The sequence below is a fragment of the Paenibacillus sp. FSL R7-0333 genome, assembly GCF_038000365.1.
GTDB classification, from domain to species: Bacteria; Bacillota; Bacilli; order Paenibacillales; family Paenibacillaceae; genus Paenibacillus_AQ; species Paenibacillus_AQ silagei.
This window is the reverse complement of the sequence record NZ_JBBOBZ010000001.1, coordinates 4,652,501-4,668,099: the sequence shown is the minus strand read 5'-3', so window position 1 is coordinate 4,668,099 and position 15,599 is coordinate 4,652,501. Positions and strand designations below refer to the sequence as shown.

At 55.6% G+C, this 15,599-nt stretch carries 16 protein-coding genes; 14 read left to right on the top strand and 2 right to left on the bottom strand.

The window, feature by feature from the left end:
* From MKY86_RS19810 to lipB, 3 genes are all read left to right on the top strand, one after another.
* Positions 1 to 987: an alpha-ketoacid dehydrogenase subunit beta gene (locus tag MKY86_RS19810; RefSeq protein ID WP_036698320.1), complete on the top strand. Its 987-nt coding sequence runs from the start codon at positions 1 to 3 to the stop codon at positions 985 to 987.
* 354 nt (positions 988 to 1,341) lie between these two features.
* A complete protein-coding gene (locus MKY86_RS19805; RefSeq protein ID WP_076086468.1) occupies positions 1,342 to 2,781 on the top strand; it encodes a dihydrolipoamide acetyltransferase family protein in 1,440 nt (479 codons plus the stop codon).
* 59 nt (positions 2,782 to 2,840) lie between these two features.
* A complete protein-coding gene (gene lipB / locus MKY86_RS19800) occupies positions 2,841 to 3,572 on the top strand; it encodes a lipoyl(octanoyl) transferase LipB (protein WP_143803917.1) in 732 nt (243 codons plus the stop codon).
* Here lipB and prli42 read toward each other — a convergent pair.
* Positions 3,569 to 3,670, bottom strand: a complete 102-nt coding sequence (gene prli42 / locus MKY86_RS19795; protein WP_143803916.1) for a stressosome-associated protein Prli42 — start codon at positions 3,668 to 3,670, stop codon at positions 3,569 to 3,571. The genes lipB and prli42 overlap by 4 nt on opposite strands.
* Positions 3,671 to 3,769: 99 nt before the next feature.
* On the opposite strand from prli42, the gene MKY86_RS19790 reads away from it, so the two are divergent.
* Positions 3,770 to 4,897, top strand: coding sequence for a M20/M25/M40 family metallo-hydrolase (locus MKY86_RS19790; protein ID WP_076086465.1), 1,128 nt, complete (start codon positions 3,770 to 3,772; stop codon positions 4,895 to 4,897).
* A gap of 171 nt (positions 4,898 to 5,068) precedes the next feature.
* Here the strand turns inward: MKY86_RS19790 and MKY86_RS19785 are convergent, their stop codons facing one another.
* Entirely contained in the window at positions 5,069 to 5,242 is a 174-nt protein-coding gene (locus MKY86_RS19785; protein ID WP_340827352.1) for a hypothetical protein, read from the bottom strand.
* Between the two features lie 77 nt (positions 5,243 to 5,319).
* Here MKY86_RS19785 and MKY86_RS19780 point away from each other — a divergent pair, with 77 nt between their 5' ends.
* From MKY86_RS19780 to MKY86_RS19735, 10 genes are all read left to right on the top strand, one after another.
* Positions 5,320 to 5,892, top strand: a complete 573-nt coding sequence (locus tag MKY86_RS19780; protein ID WP_051493868.1) for an NUDIX domain-containing protein — start codon at positions 5,320 to 5,322, stop codon at positions 5,890 to 5,892.
* A complete protein-coding gene (locus tag MKY86_RS19775) occupies positions 5,883 to 7,076 on the top strand; it encodes an endonuclease Q family protein (RefSeq protein WP_076086461.1) in 1,194 nt (397 codons plus the stop codon). Before MKY86_RS19780 ends, MKY86_RS19775 begins: the two co-directional genes overlap by 10 nt.
* 67 nt (positions 7,077 to 7,143) lie before the next feature.
* Positions 7,144 to 7,779: a stage II sporulation protein M gene (gene spoIIM, locus MKY86_RS19770; protein WP_076086458.1), complete on the top strand. Its 636-nt coding sequence runs from the start codon at positions 7,144 to 7,146 to the stop codon at positions 7,777 to 7,779.
* Between the two features lie 150 nt (positions 7,780 to 7,929).
* Positions 7,930 to 8,397: a ferric iron uptake transcriptional regulator gene (gene fur / locus MKY86_RS19765; protein WP_036732017.1), complete on the top strand. Its 468-nt coding sequence runs from the start codon at positions 7,930 to 7,932 to the stop codon at positions 8,395 to 8,397.
* 827 nt (positions 8,398 to 9,224) lie between these two features.
* Positions 9,225 to 9,458, top strand: a complete 234-nt coding sequence (locus MKY86_RS19760; protein WP_076086452.1) for a DUF4227 family protein — start codon at positions 9,225 to 9,227, stop codon at positions 9,456 to 9,458.
* 140 nt (positions 9,459 to 9,598) lie between these two features.
* Positions 9,599 to 10,492 carry a site-specific tyrosine recombinase XerD gene (gene xerD / locus MKY86_RS19755; protein ID WP_076086450.1) on the top strand — a complete coding sequence of 298 codons (894 nt, stop codon included), beginning with the start codon at positions 9,599 to 9,601 and terminating at the stop codon, positions 10,490 to 10,492.
* Positions 10,493 to 10,691: 199 nt separating this feature from the next.
* A complete protein-coding gene (gene deoB / locus MKY86_RS19750) occupies positions 10,692 to 11,870 on the top strand; it encodes a phosphopentomutase (RefSeq protein WP_076086447.1) in 1,179 nt (392 codons plus the stop codon).
* A 50-nt stretch (positions 11,871 to 11,920) separates the two neighbouring features.
* Positions 11,921 to 12,745, top strand: a complete 825-nt coding sequence (locus MKY86_RS19745; protein ID WP_036732029.1) for a purine-nucleoside phosphorylase — start codon at positions 11,921 to 11,923, stop codon at positions 12,743 to 12,745.
* 57 nt (positions 12,746 to 12,802) lie between these two features.
* Positions 12,803 to 13,666: a purine-nucleoside phosphorylase gene (locus MKY86_RS19740; protein WP_076086444.1), complete on the top strand. Its 864-nt coding sequence runs from the start codon at positions 12,803 to 12,805 to the stop codon at positions 13,664 to 13,666.
* Positions 13,666 to 14,997 (top strand): pyrimidine-nucleoside phosphorylase, encoded by a 1,332-nt coding sequence (locus MKY86_RS19735; protein WP_076086441.1) that lies wholly within the window; start codon positions 13,666 to 13,668, stop codon positions 14,995 to 14,997. Before MKY86_RS19740 ends, MKY86_RS19735 begins: the two co-directional genes overlap by 1 nt.
* The last annotated feature ends 602 nt before the right edge of the window (positions 14,998 to 15,599 follow it).

Here is a 15,599-nt window from a genome sequence, read left to right as displayed (position 1 = left end):
ATGGCGATGATGGAATATATCGATGCAATCCGGCTGGCAATGAAGGAAGAGATGGAACGTGACGAGTCGGTGTTCGTGCTGGGTGAGGATGTCGGCGTGAAGGGCGGCGTCTTCACAACAACCAAAGGCTTGCAGGAGCAGTTCGGCGCAGAACGGGTGCTGGACACACCGCTTGCGGAATCTGCTATTGCAGGGGTGGCTATCGGTGCTGCAATGTATGGTATGAAGCCGATTGCCGAGATGCAGTACTCGGATTTCATGCTGCCCGCAACGAACCAGATTATCAGTGAAGCCGCCAAAATCCGCTACCGTTCCAATAATGACTGGAACTGTCCGGTCGTCATCCGTGCGCCGATCGGCGGAGGCATCTTCGGCGGGCTGTACCATTCGCAGTGTCCGGAGTCGATTTTCTTCGGCACGCCGGGACTTAAGATTGTGGCTCCTTATTCGGCTGCAGATGCCAAGGGCCTGCTCAAGGCCGCTGTCCGCGATCCTGATCCGGTGCTGTTCTTCGAGAACAAGAAGTGCTACAAGCTGATCAAGGGCGATGTGCCGGAAGGCGACTACACGGTGCCGATTGGTGAAGCGAATCTGCTGCGTGAAGGCAGCGATATTACGGTGATCGGGTATAGCCTGCCGCTGCATTTTGCGATGCAGGCAGCGGAGGAGCTGGAGAAGGAGCATGGCGTAACCGCGCATATCCTGGATCTGCGCACCCTCCAGCCGCTGGACCGCGAGGCGATTATTGCCGCTGTTCGGCAGACCGGCAAGGTGCTGATTGTCCATGAGGACAACAAGACCGGAGGCATCGGCGCTGAAGTGGCGGCGATCATCGCCGAGCATTGTCTCTTCGACCTCGATGCCCCAATCTTCCGCCTGTGCGGACCCGATGTCCCGGCAATGCCGATCTCACCGCCGATGGAGAAATTCTTCCTGCTCAGCAAGGACAAGGTCAAGGCTGAGATGCTGCGTCTGGCGCAGTATTAAGTTCAATAGTTCATCCTACCTGGACACCGCGACCGGGACCCGGGCAAGAATGTTGCAGAAAGTGCAGCTTGGATATGAAATATACAGTGAATTGGGAAGAATGCTGCAGGAAATACAACAATATGTCCGCTCAGCCGCCCGAATGAAGAGAATTGCTGCGTTTTGAGCAACATTTTTGATTTTGGGCAGATTTGTATGAGCGAATGTTGTATTAAGTGCAGGATTTCATGGCTGGCTATCCGTTCGGGGGCCAGGTGGCTAATGCTTACAAAACAAAGCCTATGCTTCCGATGCCAGTTTTGTACGAAGTAAATTCAAGAAGTCCACGCTTACAAACCATTAAGGAGTGACATTATGTCTGACAATACAACGCTGACGGATGTAATTATGCCGCAGCTGGCTGAATCGCTGGTGTCAGCGACTATCGGGAAGTGGCTGAAGCAACCGGGTGATTCGATAGAGCAATATGAGCCGATCTGCGAGCTAATCACGGATAAGGTGAACGCGGAGCTGCCTGCAACGGTAGACGGCACCATGGCCGAGCTGCTGGCCGAAGAGGGCCAGACGGTCAGCGTCGGCGAGATCATCGCCCGCATCGCAGTGGCTGGCTCCGCTGCGCCAGCCGCTGCAGCCCCGTCACCGGCAGCTTCCGGTGACGCCCCAGCCCCAGCGGCTGCCCCGGCTGCGGCATCCGGCACCGCCCCGCAGGCGGCCCACGCCGCCGCGCGGCCGCCCGTGCCCGCTGCGGCTTATGACGCCGCAGCTCCAATGCGGGCCCGTTACTCTCCGGCTGTGCAGACGCTGGCCGCCGAGCACGGCATCAACCTGGCGGCCGTGCCGGGCACCGGCCTGGGCGGACGTATCACACGCAAGGATGTGCTCACGTTCCTGGAGAACGGCGTCTCCGTCCAGCCGCCGGCACCCGCAGCAGCCCCTGCTGCTGCGCCTGTACCTGACGCCGCCCCTGCACCGGCTGCGCAGCAGCCTGTGTTCCAGCCGGTTCAGGATGAATTTCAGCCGGTGCGCAATTCCGGCTTGCACCTCAGCGAATCGCCGAAGATTCCGACGATTGAGATCGAAGGCGGACGGGGCAGCAGCTCGGAATATCTGATCGACGTTACGCCGATCCGTAATACGATTGCTACCAGAATGCGCCAGAGCGTCTCGGAGATCCCGCATGCCTGGACGATGATCGAGGTCGATGTGACCAATCTGGTGGTGCTGCGCAACAAGCTGAAGGATGAGTTCAAGCGCAAAGAGGGCATTAACCTGACCTATCTCGCTTTTCTGATGAAGGCGGTGGTCAGTGCAATCAAGGATTACCCGATCATGAACTCGGTCTGGGCCGTTGACAAAATCATCGTCAAACGCGACATCAACATCTCGCTGGCCGTAGGCACAGAGGATTCCGTCATGACGCCGGTCATCAAAAAAGCCGATCAGAAGAATGTCGCCGGGCTGGCCCGCGAGATCGACGAACTGGCACTCAAGACACGGGAGGGCAAGCTGCGCCTGGACGATATGCAGGGCGGTACGTTCACGGTGAACAACACCGGCTCGTTCGGCTCGATTCTGTCTTACCCGATTATCAACTATCCGCAGGCGGCGATTCTGACTTTTGAATCTATCGTCAAAAAGCCTGTCGTCATCAATGATATGATTGCCGTACGTTCGATGGCGAATATCTGTCTGTCGCTGGATCACCGGATTCTGGACGGAGTCATCAGCGGACGGTTCCTGCAGCGCGTGAAGGATAATGTGGAAGGCTACACCCCGGAGACGAAGCTCTACTAAGTAAGGCGGCTGCGGACTCCTGGAACAGGGAGAATGAGAAGCAAAGGGGAACTTAGATCATGGAGAATCTGAACCTAAGAAAACTTACAGTTACCATTCTTCCGGTGATGGAGTACGGAGCGGCCTGGGAGTTGCAAAAGGAAGCGGTGCATGCGATTGACGCGGGCACTGCTTCCGAGCAGCTGATTCTTTTGCAGCATCCGCCCACATACACCATCGGTTCGCAGAATCATCCGGAGCATCTGCTCCTCAGCGGGGAACAGCTCAGGCAGCAGGGCATTGCGCTGTTTGAGATTGACCGCGGGGGAGATATTACATATCACGGGCCCGGCCAGCTGGTCGGGTACCCGCTTTTGAAGCTGGGCGAGAACGGTAAGGTTGATCTGCATGGCTATCTGCGCAAGCTGGAGTCGGTGATTATTGCGTATCTGGAGGCCTATGGCATTACGGGAACCCGCAAGCAGGGGTATACCGGGGTGTGGGTCGGTGATGAGAAAATCTGTGCCATCGGCGTAAAGTTCAACAAGTGTAAATTCCGCCGTGGGTTTGTCACCAGTCATGGCTTCGCCTTCAACGTATCGGCCGGGATCGGGCAAAGCGGCTTCACAGGCATTATCCCTTGCGGGATTGCGGAATACGGAGTGACCTCGCTTGAGGAATGTACAGGGCGCGCTTTTGACATCGGGACGGTCGCTGAAGAGCTGGTGCCCTATTTCCTGGAGCAGTTTCCGTATAGCCAAACAGCGCCCGGGGAACCCGGACGCTGTTACTTAAGCGCTAAGCGTGATTAACCTGCGAGGAACGGTTCGATGACGAACAGCACCGTAGAGGCGATCATAGCGAACAGCATGATGTAGATGATAATGCGGAACCATTTTTGTCGTTGCATGAGTGACTCCTTTGAGATTAGTTTAAGTTATGAGCATAAGCCCACAATTGAACGCAGTACAACCATTGTAACGTATCTGAGAAAGAGAGGGAAGTCCATATGATATCAGAAGACCGATTGATCCATGAGTTCATGGAGCTTGTCCAGATTGACAGTGAGACCCGGAATGAACGGCAGATTGCCGATGTGCTCAAGGAGAAGTTCAGCAGCCTGGGGCTGACTGCGGCGGAGGACGATTCGCAGGAGAGAACGGGGCACGGAGCCGGCAACCTGTTCGTGACCTGGCCTGCGGACAGCGGTGTGAGCGCGCCGAAGCTGCTGTTCACGTGCCATATGGATACCGTGGTACCCGGCCAGAAGATCAAGCCTGCCCTGGGGGAAGACGGCTGGATTCGAAGTGATGGCAGCACCATTCTTGGAGCGGATGACAAAGCGGGACTGGCTGCCCTGTTCGAAGCGATCCGGGTCATTCAGGAGCAGAAGCTGCCGCACGGCCAGATTCAGTTCGTCATTACGGCAGGCGAAGAGTCGGGGCTGATGGGCGCACGCGCCATGGACCCGGCGCATCTGGATGCAGATATGGGCTTCGCGCTGGATTCCAACGGAGAAGTGGGAGCCATTGCGATTGCAGCACCGGCACAGGCGAAGGTCACGATGCAGATCTTCGGCAAATCCGCCCATGCAGGCGTGAACCCGGAGGATGGCATCAGCGCCATTCAGGTAGCGAGCAAAGCGATCTCGGCTATGAAGCTTGGACGGATCGACAACGAGACGACAGCGAATATCGGCAAATTCGCCGGCGGCGGACCGACGAATGTGGTCTGCGATCATGTTCAGCTGGATGCGGAGGCCCGCAGTATTGTGCAGGAGAAGGTAGAGAAGCAGATTGCGTCTATGCGTGAGGCGCTGGAGACTACCGCACGCGACCACGGTGCGCAGAGTGAATTCCGCAGCGAGATGATCTATCCGGCGTTCAGCTTTAATGGGAATGATCCGGTTGTTCAATTGGCTGACCGGGCGATCACTTCGCTGGGTCTGACGACCCGGCTGTTCGCTTCCGGCGGCGGCAGTGATGCCAATGTGTTCAACGGGCTGAATGTTCCGGTTGTGAATCTGGCGGTTGGCTACGAGGATATTCACACTACGAAGGAGCGGATCAAGGCCGCAGACATCGTCAAGGTGGCCAGCCTGGTTGTTGCCATTGTGGCCGAGAGCCAGAAGGGCTGAGCCGATCAAGACACTGTGCAGGAGGGACCCGTTCATGCCAAGGCTAGTACCAAGGCGGTCTGCTGCCGCATAACAAATAATAAACAGGAGCTGCTTCCGGGATGATCCGGGAGACAGCTCCTTCTTATACTCTGGAATATTATAGACGCTGACCGGAAGAACGAAGCGGCATTATCCAGCCTTGGAAGCTTTGATCCGCGAATCTGCCTGGAGCAGCAGGATGTAAGAGAGGGGCATATCGCGCCCGTATTGCTTCATCCACCCGGCCATTACGGCCATAATCTGTTCCGGTTTACCTACCATTGTAACTGCGGATGAGCTTGCTTGGACAAGGATGTTATTCATGCCTGCATTCCTTCTTTCTTCTTAAGTTTGCTATAATACACCCTATGCATAACGATGCCAAAGGAGACCACAAATCTATGAAAAAAGATGAAATAAACCGCAACCCCGCATTGGATGAAGAAACATTGTCAACGAAGCCGATTTTTGCAGGCCACATTATTTCGCTTCAGGTGGATACCGTGAGGCTTCCTGACGGCAACACCGCAACCCGCGAGGTCGTGAAGCACCCTGGAGCTGTAGCCGTGCTGGCCTTGAACCAAGGTAAAATGCTGGTCGTGGAGCAGTACCGTCAGCCGATGCACCGTACCGAGGTGGAGATTCCCGCAGGCAAGCTGGACCCGGGTGAAGATCCGCTGGCGGCTGCGGGCCGTGAGCTTCAGGAGGAGACCGGCTTTCATAGCGGGGGGCTGAAGCTGCTGAAGTCGTTCTACACCTCGCCCGGCTTCGCCGACGAGATCATTCACCTCTATGTGACCGAGGATGCCCAGCCGGGCGAGATGGCGCTGGATGAGGATGAGTTCCTGGAGGTCTCCGAGCTGACGCTGGAGGAAGCCTACCAGTACATTGCGGACGGACGTATTGCCGATGCCAAGACGATGATGGCGGTCTATGCCTGGCATCTCTACACGCTGACAGGCCAATGGCACTAGCGGCGGAGCTCAGCAACGTCTACTGCGATCTGCATGTGCATATCGGACGGACTTCGGAGGGCCAGGCGGTCAAAATCAGCGGCAGCCGTGATCTGACCTTCGCCGGGATTGCCCGGGAAGCGGCGGAGCGCAAGGGGATTGGCCTGATCGGCATTATCGACAGCCACTCACCGGGCGTGCTGCGTGATATTCATACCGCGCTGGATTCCGGTGAAATGACGATAGCCGCAGGCGGCGGAATTGCGTACCGGGGGACAACGATCCTGCTGGGAACCGAGATCGAGATCCGTGAGCCCGGGCGACGGGAGTGCCATGTCCTGGCCTTCATGCCGGACCTTGGAACGATGGAGGATTTCAGCACCTGGATGAGCGCCCATATGCGTAATGTGAATCTCAGCTCGCAGCGCCTGTACGCCCCTTCCAGGGTGCTTCAGGACGAGATTACCGGGCGGGGCGGGCTGCTGATTCCGGCACATATTTTCACGCCTCATAAGGGGCTCTATGGCTGCGCGGCCGAGCGGATGGCTGAGTTATTCGATCTGGACCGCATCGCGGCGGTGGAGCTTGGCCTCAGTGCGGATTCAGAGATGGCAGGGTATATCTCGGAGCTTGACCGTTACAGCTTCCTGACCAATTCCGATGCTCATTCCCTCGGCAAAATCGGCCGCGAGTACAATGTCATCGAGATGCGGGAGCCCTCCTTCGAGGAGCTGAAGCTGGCGCTCCGGCGCTCGGAAGGACGCAGGGTCAGCGCCAACTTCGGGCTGAATCCCCGGCTGGGCAAATATCACCGGACCTACTGCGGCGGCTGCGGCAGCATCATCGATGAAGCCTACAGCACCTCGGAGCGCTGCCCGTATTGCGGCAGTCCGAAGCTGGTCCAGGGTGTGCTGGACCGCATTCTGCACATTGCCGACCGTCCGCTGCCGCAGGTTCCGGAATATCGGCCTGCGTACCATTACCAGGTGCCGCTGGAGTTCATTCCCGGCCTCGGCAAGCGTAAGCTGAACCAGCTGCTGGAGGCTTTTGGCACAGAGATGAACATTCTGCACCGGGCTGCGGAAGCCGAGCTTGCCGCTGTAGCGGGAGCGGAGCTGGCCGGGCTGATCGTGCTGGCCCGTACAGGACAGCTCGTGCTCTCCTCGGGTGGCGGAGGCACCTACGGCAAGGTGCTCAAGAACTAAGGACAAGTCATAGATCAGGACATTCCCTCATATGGTGTAACATGTGACCGGAAAGGGGAATGTCAGGGTGCGCAGTCTAAAGCTGATGGTGAAGGAACAGACGCCTCTATATATTTTTGTCGCGGTATTATTTCTGGTCGGGGTGGTCTTCGGAGCGCTTATCGTCACTGCGCTTACGCTGGATCAGCAGCAGGAGCTGGGCGATTACTTAAGCAATTTCTTCGTGACGGTCGATCAGCAGGGACTGCCTGCCGCGCAGGATTCATACTGGAGCATCGCCGCCTTTCATCTGAAGTGGGTCGGCCTGATCTGGGTGCTCGGCTTGTCCGTGATCGGACTTCCGGGCATTCTAATTCTGGATTTCCTCAAAGGCGTGCTGATCGGCTTCACCGTCGGCACTCTCGTCAGCCAATATTCCTGGCACGGTATGCTGTTCGCCCTGGTCTCCGTCGCTCCGCATAATCTGGTGCTGATTCCAGTGCTGCTGGTATGCAGCGCGGCGGCCCTCGGTTTCTCCCTGCTAATGATCCGCAGCCGGGTACTGGGACAGCAGCGCCGCACGCAGGTGACTCATCCGTTCATGATGTATACGCTGCTCTCGCTGGGGATGGCGCTGCTGGTGATGGGAATCTCGGGCTTCGAGGCTTACGTGACTCCGGTGATGATGCGCTGGGTGACGCCTCTTCTGGTGTCGGCCGGATGAGGAAGAATTTTCAAATATGGAGGATCTGTGAATGAATGGGCCAGCCCTGTCGAGATACTAAAACCGTTTGACTTCTTAAAGGAAATCCCCCTATAATGGAAGAAGTGGCTTGAAGCCCGGTGTGGTAATTTTCCAAGGGGGAGGCAGACAATGGAAGCCCGAATAGACAAGATTAAGCAACAACTACAATCCCAAGGATACAAGCTTACACCTCAACGGGAAGCGACCTTAAGAGTTCTCCTGGAGAACGAGGATGATCATTTAAGTGCGGAAGATGTATTTATGCTTGTGAAAGAAAAGGCGCCCGAGATCGGTCTTGCCACCGTGTATCGTACCCTGGAACTGCTTAGCGAGCTTCATGTCGTGGAGAAGATCAATTTCGGAGACGGTGTGGCCCGCTATGATCTGCGTACGGATACGGCGAAGCATCATCATCATCATTTGATTTGTGTGCAGTGCGGAAGTATGGATGAGATTCGTGAGGATTGGCTCGGACCGCTGGAAGAGCGGCTGGAGCAGGAATACAACTTCACGGTGGTTGATCATAGACTTGATTTTCACGGAATATGCCACCGCTGCAAGGATAAGAATCCGGCAGAGGACAATACTCCCGAATAAGCGTATATAGAACGTGGACTTAAGAATGCTTCATTGCGATATTCCTAAGCTCATCTTCAGATGAAGCATGACCGCGCAAGCTCTCCCCCGGCTGAATGGCTGGAGGGGAGCTTTTTGATTGCCGGGAGAGCAAGGAAAGTGGGCTGCGGCGGGGAATGAAAGGGATAAATCCCATTGAATTCGCTGAAAGTGGGCTGTAGCGGGGAATGAAAGGGATAAATCCCTTTGAATCCGCTGAAAGTGGGCTGGATGAGGAAAAGAAAGGGATAAATCCCTTTGAATTGGCTGAAAGTGAGCTGGATGAGGAAAAGAAAGGGATAAATCCCTTTTAATTGGCTGAAAGTGGACAGGACGAAGAAAAGAAAGGGATAAATCCCACTAAATTCACTAAAAGTGTGCTGGACGGGCAGTTGAAGGAGAGTAATGAAGAGCACAAGTGCCCCTGAATTCAGCCAAAGTCGGCTAAACGGGCAAATGAAGAGCACAAGTGCCCCTGAATTCAGCCCAAGTACGCTATATTGAGCAAATGAAGAGCATTAGTGCACCTGATTTTGGCAAACGTGGACTAAACAGGCGAATAAGGTGTAAAAGTGCACCTGATTTCGGCAGAGCCGTCTCAGTGAGAGCGGCCAGGGAGCCAAATATTACTTAACATACATAACACGTCCCTCCGGCGCATAAAGTGAAGGACGAGTTCTGCTCACATTCCTTCTGCCCGCATTCTTTCTACTCGCCGCACTTGCCTGCACTTACCCAAGTGCAGCAGAAGGGAAGCATATGCAGGATGATGATGCAGATGCTGATATCATTTTGAGGAGGCTGCCTGGATGATTATTTCTCTGCCCCGCACGGTGCGGCGGCTGTATTTCATGACGATGCTTGTGGCGGTAAGCTGTGTGCTGTATTATGTTTTGAGCTGGGTTAGCGCATGGATCAGTCCGGCCCGCAATGTTGAGATTCCGGAAGGCACCGCTGTCCGGGCGTTTCAGGATGTCCAGTATGGGGAACAGGGGATAAGTGCGGGGGATCGCCTGCGCCTTTTTTACTGGTACGGGGAGTAACGGGCCGGATTGCAGGATTAAGGGAGAAGTATGTCGAATCAATCTATAGCATGTCATGGAACAACGCTGTTCCGGCTGCTGGATCTCAACCCGCTGCGAAGCTGCATGAAGCAGCCTGAGTCTGACAGGAGCGTGAATTGATGAAGTCATACTTACAGCCGTTTATGCAGTATTTGTCCGGGGACAAAGGATTGTCTCCTAGTACGCTGGAATCCTATGGACGGGATATTTCGCAGTTTCTGGAGTTTACGGAAGAGCGGGGCCTGGACGCGGCCGAAGATATTAGAAGAACGCATATCATGCTCTATCTGGGTGCCCTGCGCGGAGCAGGGAAGGCAGCAGCCACGGTGAACCGGAATACGGTATCGCTGCGCGCCTATTTTCATTTTTTGATGAAGGAACGGCTGATTGGCCAAGATCCTACGCTGGATATGGAAGCCATTAAGCCGAGTTACAAGCCGCCGATCATTCTCAGCATTGCGGAGATCGAGCGTCTGCTGGCGGCTCCGGATGAAGCTGCTCCCCAGGGGATGCGCGATAAGGCAATGCTGGAGCTGCTGTATGCGACGGGTATCCGTGTGACGGAGCTGATCTCGATGAATGTGGAGGATGTGAACACATCCTTGCGGTTCGCACGCTGCAGCGGCGCCTCCGGCAAGGAGCGTGTGGTCCCGATCGGCGTGATTGCGGCTGATTGCGTGGCCCGTTATACCTCGGGAATGCGGGACAAGCTGCTGCGTGCGAGCCGGGAGGAGCCTGCGCTGTTCCTGAATAGTCTGGGCGGACGGCTGACCCGTCAGGGCTTTTGGAAAATCATCAAAAAATACGCGCGTGAAGCTCAGATTGAGCAGGACATCACACCGCATACTCTGCGCCACTCCTTCGCTGCGCATCTGCTGGAAGGCGGGGCGGACCTGCGCTCTGTGCAGCAGATGCTGGGCCATTCCGATAGTTCGACCACTCAGATCTACAGCGGGATTGCCCGCAAGAATATGAAGGAGGTCTACGAGAATCATCATCCCCGGGCGAAATAGCCGGCTGTACAAGGATGAGAGACCTTAGGAATAACGGGCGGGCGGATCGGATTGGGCCGAAAAGATGCTTTTTGTGAGTAAGAAAGCTATGATGGAATCATACTGAAGAAATCGCTCCCGGGAGAGGTTCTCCCGGAGTTTCTTCATGCTTAGAGCAGACGGCAAGATTATGCAAACTATAAAAGGAGTGAAGACGGCAATGTCCTCATTTAAACGCATCGGATTTATTGTTCTGGACAGTGTAGGTATCGGTGAAGCGCCGGATGCTGCTAATTTCGGAGATACAGGCTCCCATACGCTCGGACATATTCTGGAACGGGTTCCGGGTCTTAAGCTTCCGAATCTGCAGCAGCTCGGGCTGGCGAATATTGCCCCGCTGCCGCCGCTTGAACCGGTAACGGCCCCTACAGGCTACTACGGCAAAATGCAGGAGGTATCCGTAGGCAAGGACACCATGACCGGACACTGGGAGCTGATGGGACTGAAGATTGAGGTTCCTTTTAACACCTACTTCGACGGCTTCCCTGCGGAGCTGATCGAGAAATTCGAAGCGGCTACCGGACGCAAGGTCATCGGCAACAAGCCGGCCTCCGGCACGGAGATTCTTGTGGAATACGGCGAGGAGCAGATGAAGACGGGCGCATGGATTGTCTATACTTCGGCGGACAGCGTGTTCCAGCTTGCAGCGCATGAAGATATCATCCCTCTGGAGGAGCTATACAGCGCCTGCAAAATCGCCCGTGAGCTGACGATGGCTCCCGAGTTCTCCGTAGGCCGCGTGATTGCCCGCCCTTATGTGGGCGAGCCGGGCAACTTCGTGCGCACGCCGAACCGCCATGATTATGCGGTGAAGCCGCCGGAGCCGACAGTGATGAACGCTCTGGAGGATATCGGCAAGGATGTGATTGCTGTGGGTAAGATCAATGATATTTTTACCGGCGAAGGGGTAACCGCAACCTATCCGACCAAAAGCAATGAACACGGCATCCAGATTACCATCGACGAGCTGCGCAAGCCGTTTAACGGATTCCTGTTCACTAATCTGGTGGACTTCGATTCCCTCTACGGCCACCGCCGTGATCCGGAAGGCTACGGCCGCGCGCTGGAGGTATTCGATCAGGCGCTGCCTGAGCTGCTCAGTACGCTCGGTGAGGATGATCTGCTGATCATCTCCGCAGACCATGGCAATGACCCGATCCATGCCGGAACGGACCACACGCGCGAGTATGTGCCGCTCCTGGTCTACAGCCCGCGATTCAAGACTCCCGGCAGCCTGGGCATCCGCCAGACCTTCTCGGATGTGGCCGCCACAATCGCCGATAACTTCGGGGCGAAGGCTCCGCAGTACGGGACAAGCTTTTTGTCTGAATTACAGTAATCACACCACAGCTTGAACTGGATTTTTTGAAAAAAGAAGGAGTGTAACCCATGACCACTATAACCTCAAGCAAAATTCAAGAAGCCGCCGTATATATTAAAGATAAATGCACCGTCGCCCCTGAAATCGGGCTGATCCTGGGCTCCGGCCTAGGCATTCTGGCGGATCTGATCACAGATGAAGTCGTTATTCCTTATCATGAGATTCCTCATTTCCCGGTGTCCACGGTAGAAGGACATGAAGGTGAGCTGTTGATCGGCATGATCGAAGGCCGCCGCGTGGTCATGATGAAGGGCCGCTTCCACATGTATGAAGGCTACGGCCCTGAGGTTACAGCATTCCCGGTACGGGTGATGAAGGAGCTGGGCGTAACCAGCCTGCTGGTCACCAACGCTGCCGGTGGCGTCAACACGGAATACACACCGGGCGATCTCATGCTAATCACAGATCATTTGAACCTTACTGGCCGCAATCCGCTGAGCGGACCGAATGACAATGCGCTGGGCGTACGGTTCCCGGATATGTCCTCGGCGTACAGCCCGCGTCTGATTGCAGCCGCCAAGGAAGCTGCCGCCGCCCTGAATTTCGAGTTCAAAGAAGGCGTATATGCCGGTCTGCTCGGACCGAACTATGAGACGCCTGCCGAGATCGTGATGCTGCGCCGCCAGGGAGCAGATGCCGTAGGCATGTCGACCGTATCCGAGACCATCGTTGCCCGTCATGCCGGGATTGAAGTGCTGGGCATTTCCTGTATCACCAACATGGCCGCCGGTATTCTGCCGCAGCCGCTGAATCATGCAGAGGTGATGGAGACGGCTGAGCGTGTGCGCGAGCAGTTCCTGAAGCTTGTGCTTGCTTTTATTCCCAAAATGTAGGTACTGCTTCACATACGCGTTATTCTATACACAATTCATATCCGGGAGGAACAATCGATGACAACACCAACAACAATCCCATACGGCACACAAGTGAAGGAAGCCGCTGCTTATATTCAGTCTAAATTCGGCGGTTATACACCGGCAATCGGCCTTATTCTGGGTTCAGGTCTTGGCGACCTGGGCGATCAGATCGAAGATGCAGTCTACCTGCCTTATGAAGAAATTCCGCATTTCCCCCGTTCAACGGTAGAAGGCCATGCCGGACGGTTTGTGATCGGTAAGCTGGAAGGCAAGGATGTTATGATCATGCAGGGCCGTTTTCACTACTATGAAGGTTATGAGATGCGCAAGGTAGTTCTTCCGGTCTATGTAATGGCTAAGCTGGGCATCGGTACCCTTGTTATTACCAACGCAGGCGGCGGGATGAACAGAGCGTTCAAGGCAGGTGACCTGATGCTGATTACCGACCACCTCAATATGACCGGCGACAACCCGCTGATCGGACCGAATGATCCGGAGCTGGGCGTAAGGTTCCCTGATATGTCCAGTGCCTATGACCCTGAATATATTGCATTGGCGAAGAAGCTTGCAGGGGGCGTTACAGGTGTGGACGGTGAAGCGCTTGTGCTGCAGGAAGGCGTATATGCCGGCATCAGCGGTCCTACTTATGAGACCCCGGCTGAGCTGAAAATGCTGGCCTATCTCGGCGGCGATGCCGTGGGAATGTCCACCGTGCCGGAGGTTATCGTGGCCAGTCACAGCAAGCTGCGCGTGCTCGGCATTACCTGTATCACTGACATGGCGATCGGCGATGAGCTGGAGCCGCTCACCCATGAGCAGGTAGTAAAAGTGGCGAACCTGACCAAGCCAAAATTCATCGGACTGGTGCGCTCCTTCGTCCGTGAGGTACAGATCTAATGCGTGCTGTTGATCTTATTCAGAAGAAAAGAGACGGCGGTGAGCTTAGCCGCGAAGAAATAGCGTTCCTGATTCAAGGCTACAGCAAAGGGGAAATCCCGGATTATCAAATTTCCGCCTGGGCAATGGCCGTGTATTTCCGCGGAATGAACGCGCGGGAGACCGGCGACCTGACCCTGGAGATGGCAATGTCCGGCGACCAGGTGGACCTTAGCCCGATTGCGGGCATCAAGGTGGACAAGCATTCTACCGGAGGCGTGGGTGATAAGACGACCGTGGTGCTTGCACCGCTGGTCGCAGCGGCCGGAGTTCCGGTAGCCAAAATGTCCGGGCGCGGCCTCGGCCACACCGGAGGCACACTGGACAAGCTGGAGTCGATCACGGGATTCTCGGTGGAGATGGACCGGGAACGGTTCTTCGCCCAGGTGGGCGAGATCGGCGCGGCGGTGATCGGCCAGTCCGGCAACATCACGCCGGCGGACAAGAAGCTGTATGCCCTGCGTGATGTGACGGCCACGGTGGAATCGATTCCGTTGATTGCCAGCTCCGTCATGAGCAAGAAGATCGCCGCAGGCGCAGACGCCATCGTGCTGGATGTGAAGACTGGCAGCGGCGCATTCATGAAGACGCTGGACGATTCCATCGCGCTGGCCCAGGCCATGGTGGATATCGGCACTCACCTTGGCCGCAACACGGTAGCGGTCATCAGCGATATGGACCAGCCGCTGGGCTTCGGTATCGGCAATGCCCTGGAGATCAAGGAGGGCATCGAGACCTTGAACGGTCACGGGCCGAAGGATCTGCAGGAGGTCTGCCTGATCCTGGGCAGCCAGATGCTGGTGCTCGGCGGCAAGGCGAAGGATGAGGAAGAAGCGCGCTCTATGCTGCTGTCCCATATCGAAGACGGCAGCGCCCTCGCTAAGTTCAAGCAGATGGTGTCAGCCCAGGGCGGCGATGTCTCACAGATTGATTCTCCTGACACCTTGCCCGCTGCCCGCAGATTCATCGAGGTCAAGGCTGCGACCGCAGGCTATGTGGAGAGCATCCAGGCTGAAGAGATCGGTGTGGCCGCGATGCTGCTCGGTGCCGGACGCGAGACGAAGGAGTCCGTGATCGATCTGGCGGTCGGCATTCAGCTCTCGCTGAAGGTCGGCGACGCCGTGGCCGCAGGTGATACGCTGGCAGTGCTGCATGTGAACGATGCCAGCGAGAGTAAGGTGCAGGAAGCCGAAGCCAAAGTGCTGGAAGCTTACCGCATCTCCGCCCAGCCAGTTCCGCCGCAGCCGCTGGTCTTTGCGCTGGTGACCAAGGACGGGGTAACGCGTTACTAGCCGGACCGGAGTACACTTTGGAATCTACGTTTATACAAACAAGCCGTACGAATCAGCAGATTGCTGGTGTACGGCTTGTTTTATTTTTGTATAGGAAACTATAGTTTCCTTCTGCTGTGGAAAAGGTGTGTGTAAATTTGTGGATACGAGTTCTTTGAAAGATTCGTAGAAGGACTTTAATGCTGAATGTGACTGAAGGCTGAGGGTATGCTTACAACCGAATACAATGGGCTATTACAGCGGAATATGGATCCAATGTATGTGAAAAACAGCATACATTGTGCTCGCAAGCAGGCGCACGGCCTGAATATATGTGAAAAACAGCATACATTGTGCTCGCAAGCAGGCGCACGGCCTGAATATATGTGAAAAACAGCATACATTATACTCGCAAGTAGGCACACGGCCCGAATGTATGTGAAAAACAGCATACATTGTGTTCGCGCGAAGGTAATCTTATTCATCCTTTAGGATGATTTAGTTCTGAAGACATCTGGGTCATTCCTTCGCCTGTTGCCTGCATATCTAGTAATTCCCTTTACATAAGCCTGAATCTCGTAACGAATGGAACCAAATCACTGATTACTAGGGTCAACAGCATA

What these genes read in the sequence shown, in the direction of transcription:
- MKY86_RS19810 (WP_036698320.1), top strand. Translation starts at nt 1, where the DNA reads ATGGCGATGATGGAATATATCGATGCAATCCGGCTGGCAATGAAGGAA.
- MKY86_RS19805 (WP_076086468.1), top strand. Translation starts at nt 1,342, where the DNA reads ATGTCTGACAATACAACGCTGACGGATGTAATTATGCCGCAGCTGGCT.
- lipB (WP_143803917.1), top strand. Translation starts at nt 2,841, where the DNA reads ATGGAGAATCTGAACCTAAGAAAACTTACAGTTACCATTCTTCCGGTG.
- prli42 (WP_143803916.1), bottom strand. Translation starts at nt 3,670, where the DNA reads ATGCAACGACAAAAATGGTTCCGCATTATCATCTACATCATGCTGTTC.
- MKY86_RS19790 (WP_076086465.1), top strand. Translation starts at nt 3,770, where the DNA reads ATGATATCAGAAGACCGATTGATCCATGAGTTCATGGAGCTTGTCCAG.
- MKY86_RS19785 (WP_340827352.1), bottom strand. Translation starts at nt 5,242, where the DNA reads ATGAATAACATCCTTGTCCAAGCAAGCTCATCCGCAGTTACAATGGTA.
- MKY86_RS19780 (WP_051493868.1), top strand. Translation starts at nt 5,320, where the DNA reads ATGAAAAAAGATGAAATAAACCGCAACCCCGCATTGGATGAAGAAACA.
- MKY86_RS19775 (WP_076086461.1), top strand. Translation starts at nt 5,883, where the DNA reads ATGGCACTAGCGGCGGAGCTCAGCAACGTCTACTGCGATCTGCATGTG.
- fur (WP_036732017.1), top strand. Translation starts at nt 7,930, where the DNA reads ATGGAAGCCCGAATAGACAAGATTAAGCAACAACTACAATCCCAAGGA.
- MKY86_RS19760 (WP_076086452.1), top strand. Translation starts at nt 9,225, where the DNA reads ATGATTATTTCTCTGCCCCGCACGGTGCGGCGGCTGTATTTCATGACG.
- xerD (WP_076086450.1), top strand. Translation starts at nt 9,599, where the DNA reads ATGAAGTCATACTTACAGCCGTTTATGCAGTATTTGTCCGGGGACAAA.
- deoB (WP_076086447.1), top strand. Translation starts at nt 10,692, where the DNA reads ATGTCCTCATTTAAACGCATCGGATTTATTGTTCTGGACAGTGTAGGT.
- MKY86_RS19745 (WP_036732029.1), top strand. Translation starts at nt 11,921, where the DNA reads ATGACCACTATAACCTCAAGCAAAATTCAAGAAGCCGCCGTATATATT.
- MKY86_RS19740 (WP_076086444.1), top strand. Translation starts at nt 12,803, where the DNA reads ATGACAACACCAACAACAATCCCATACGGCACACAAGTGAAGGAAGCC.
- MKY86_RS19735 (WP_076086441.1), top strand. Translation starts at nt 13,666, where the DNA reads ATGCGTGCTGTTGATCTTATTCAGAAGAAAAGAGACGGCGGTGAGCTT.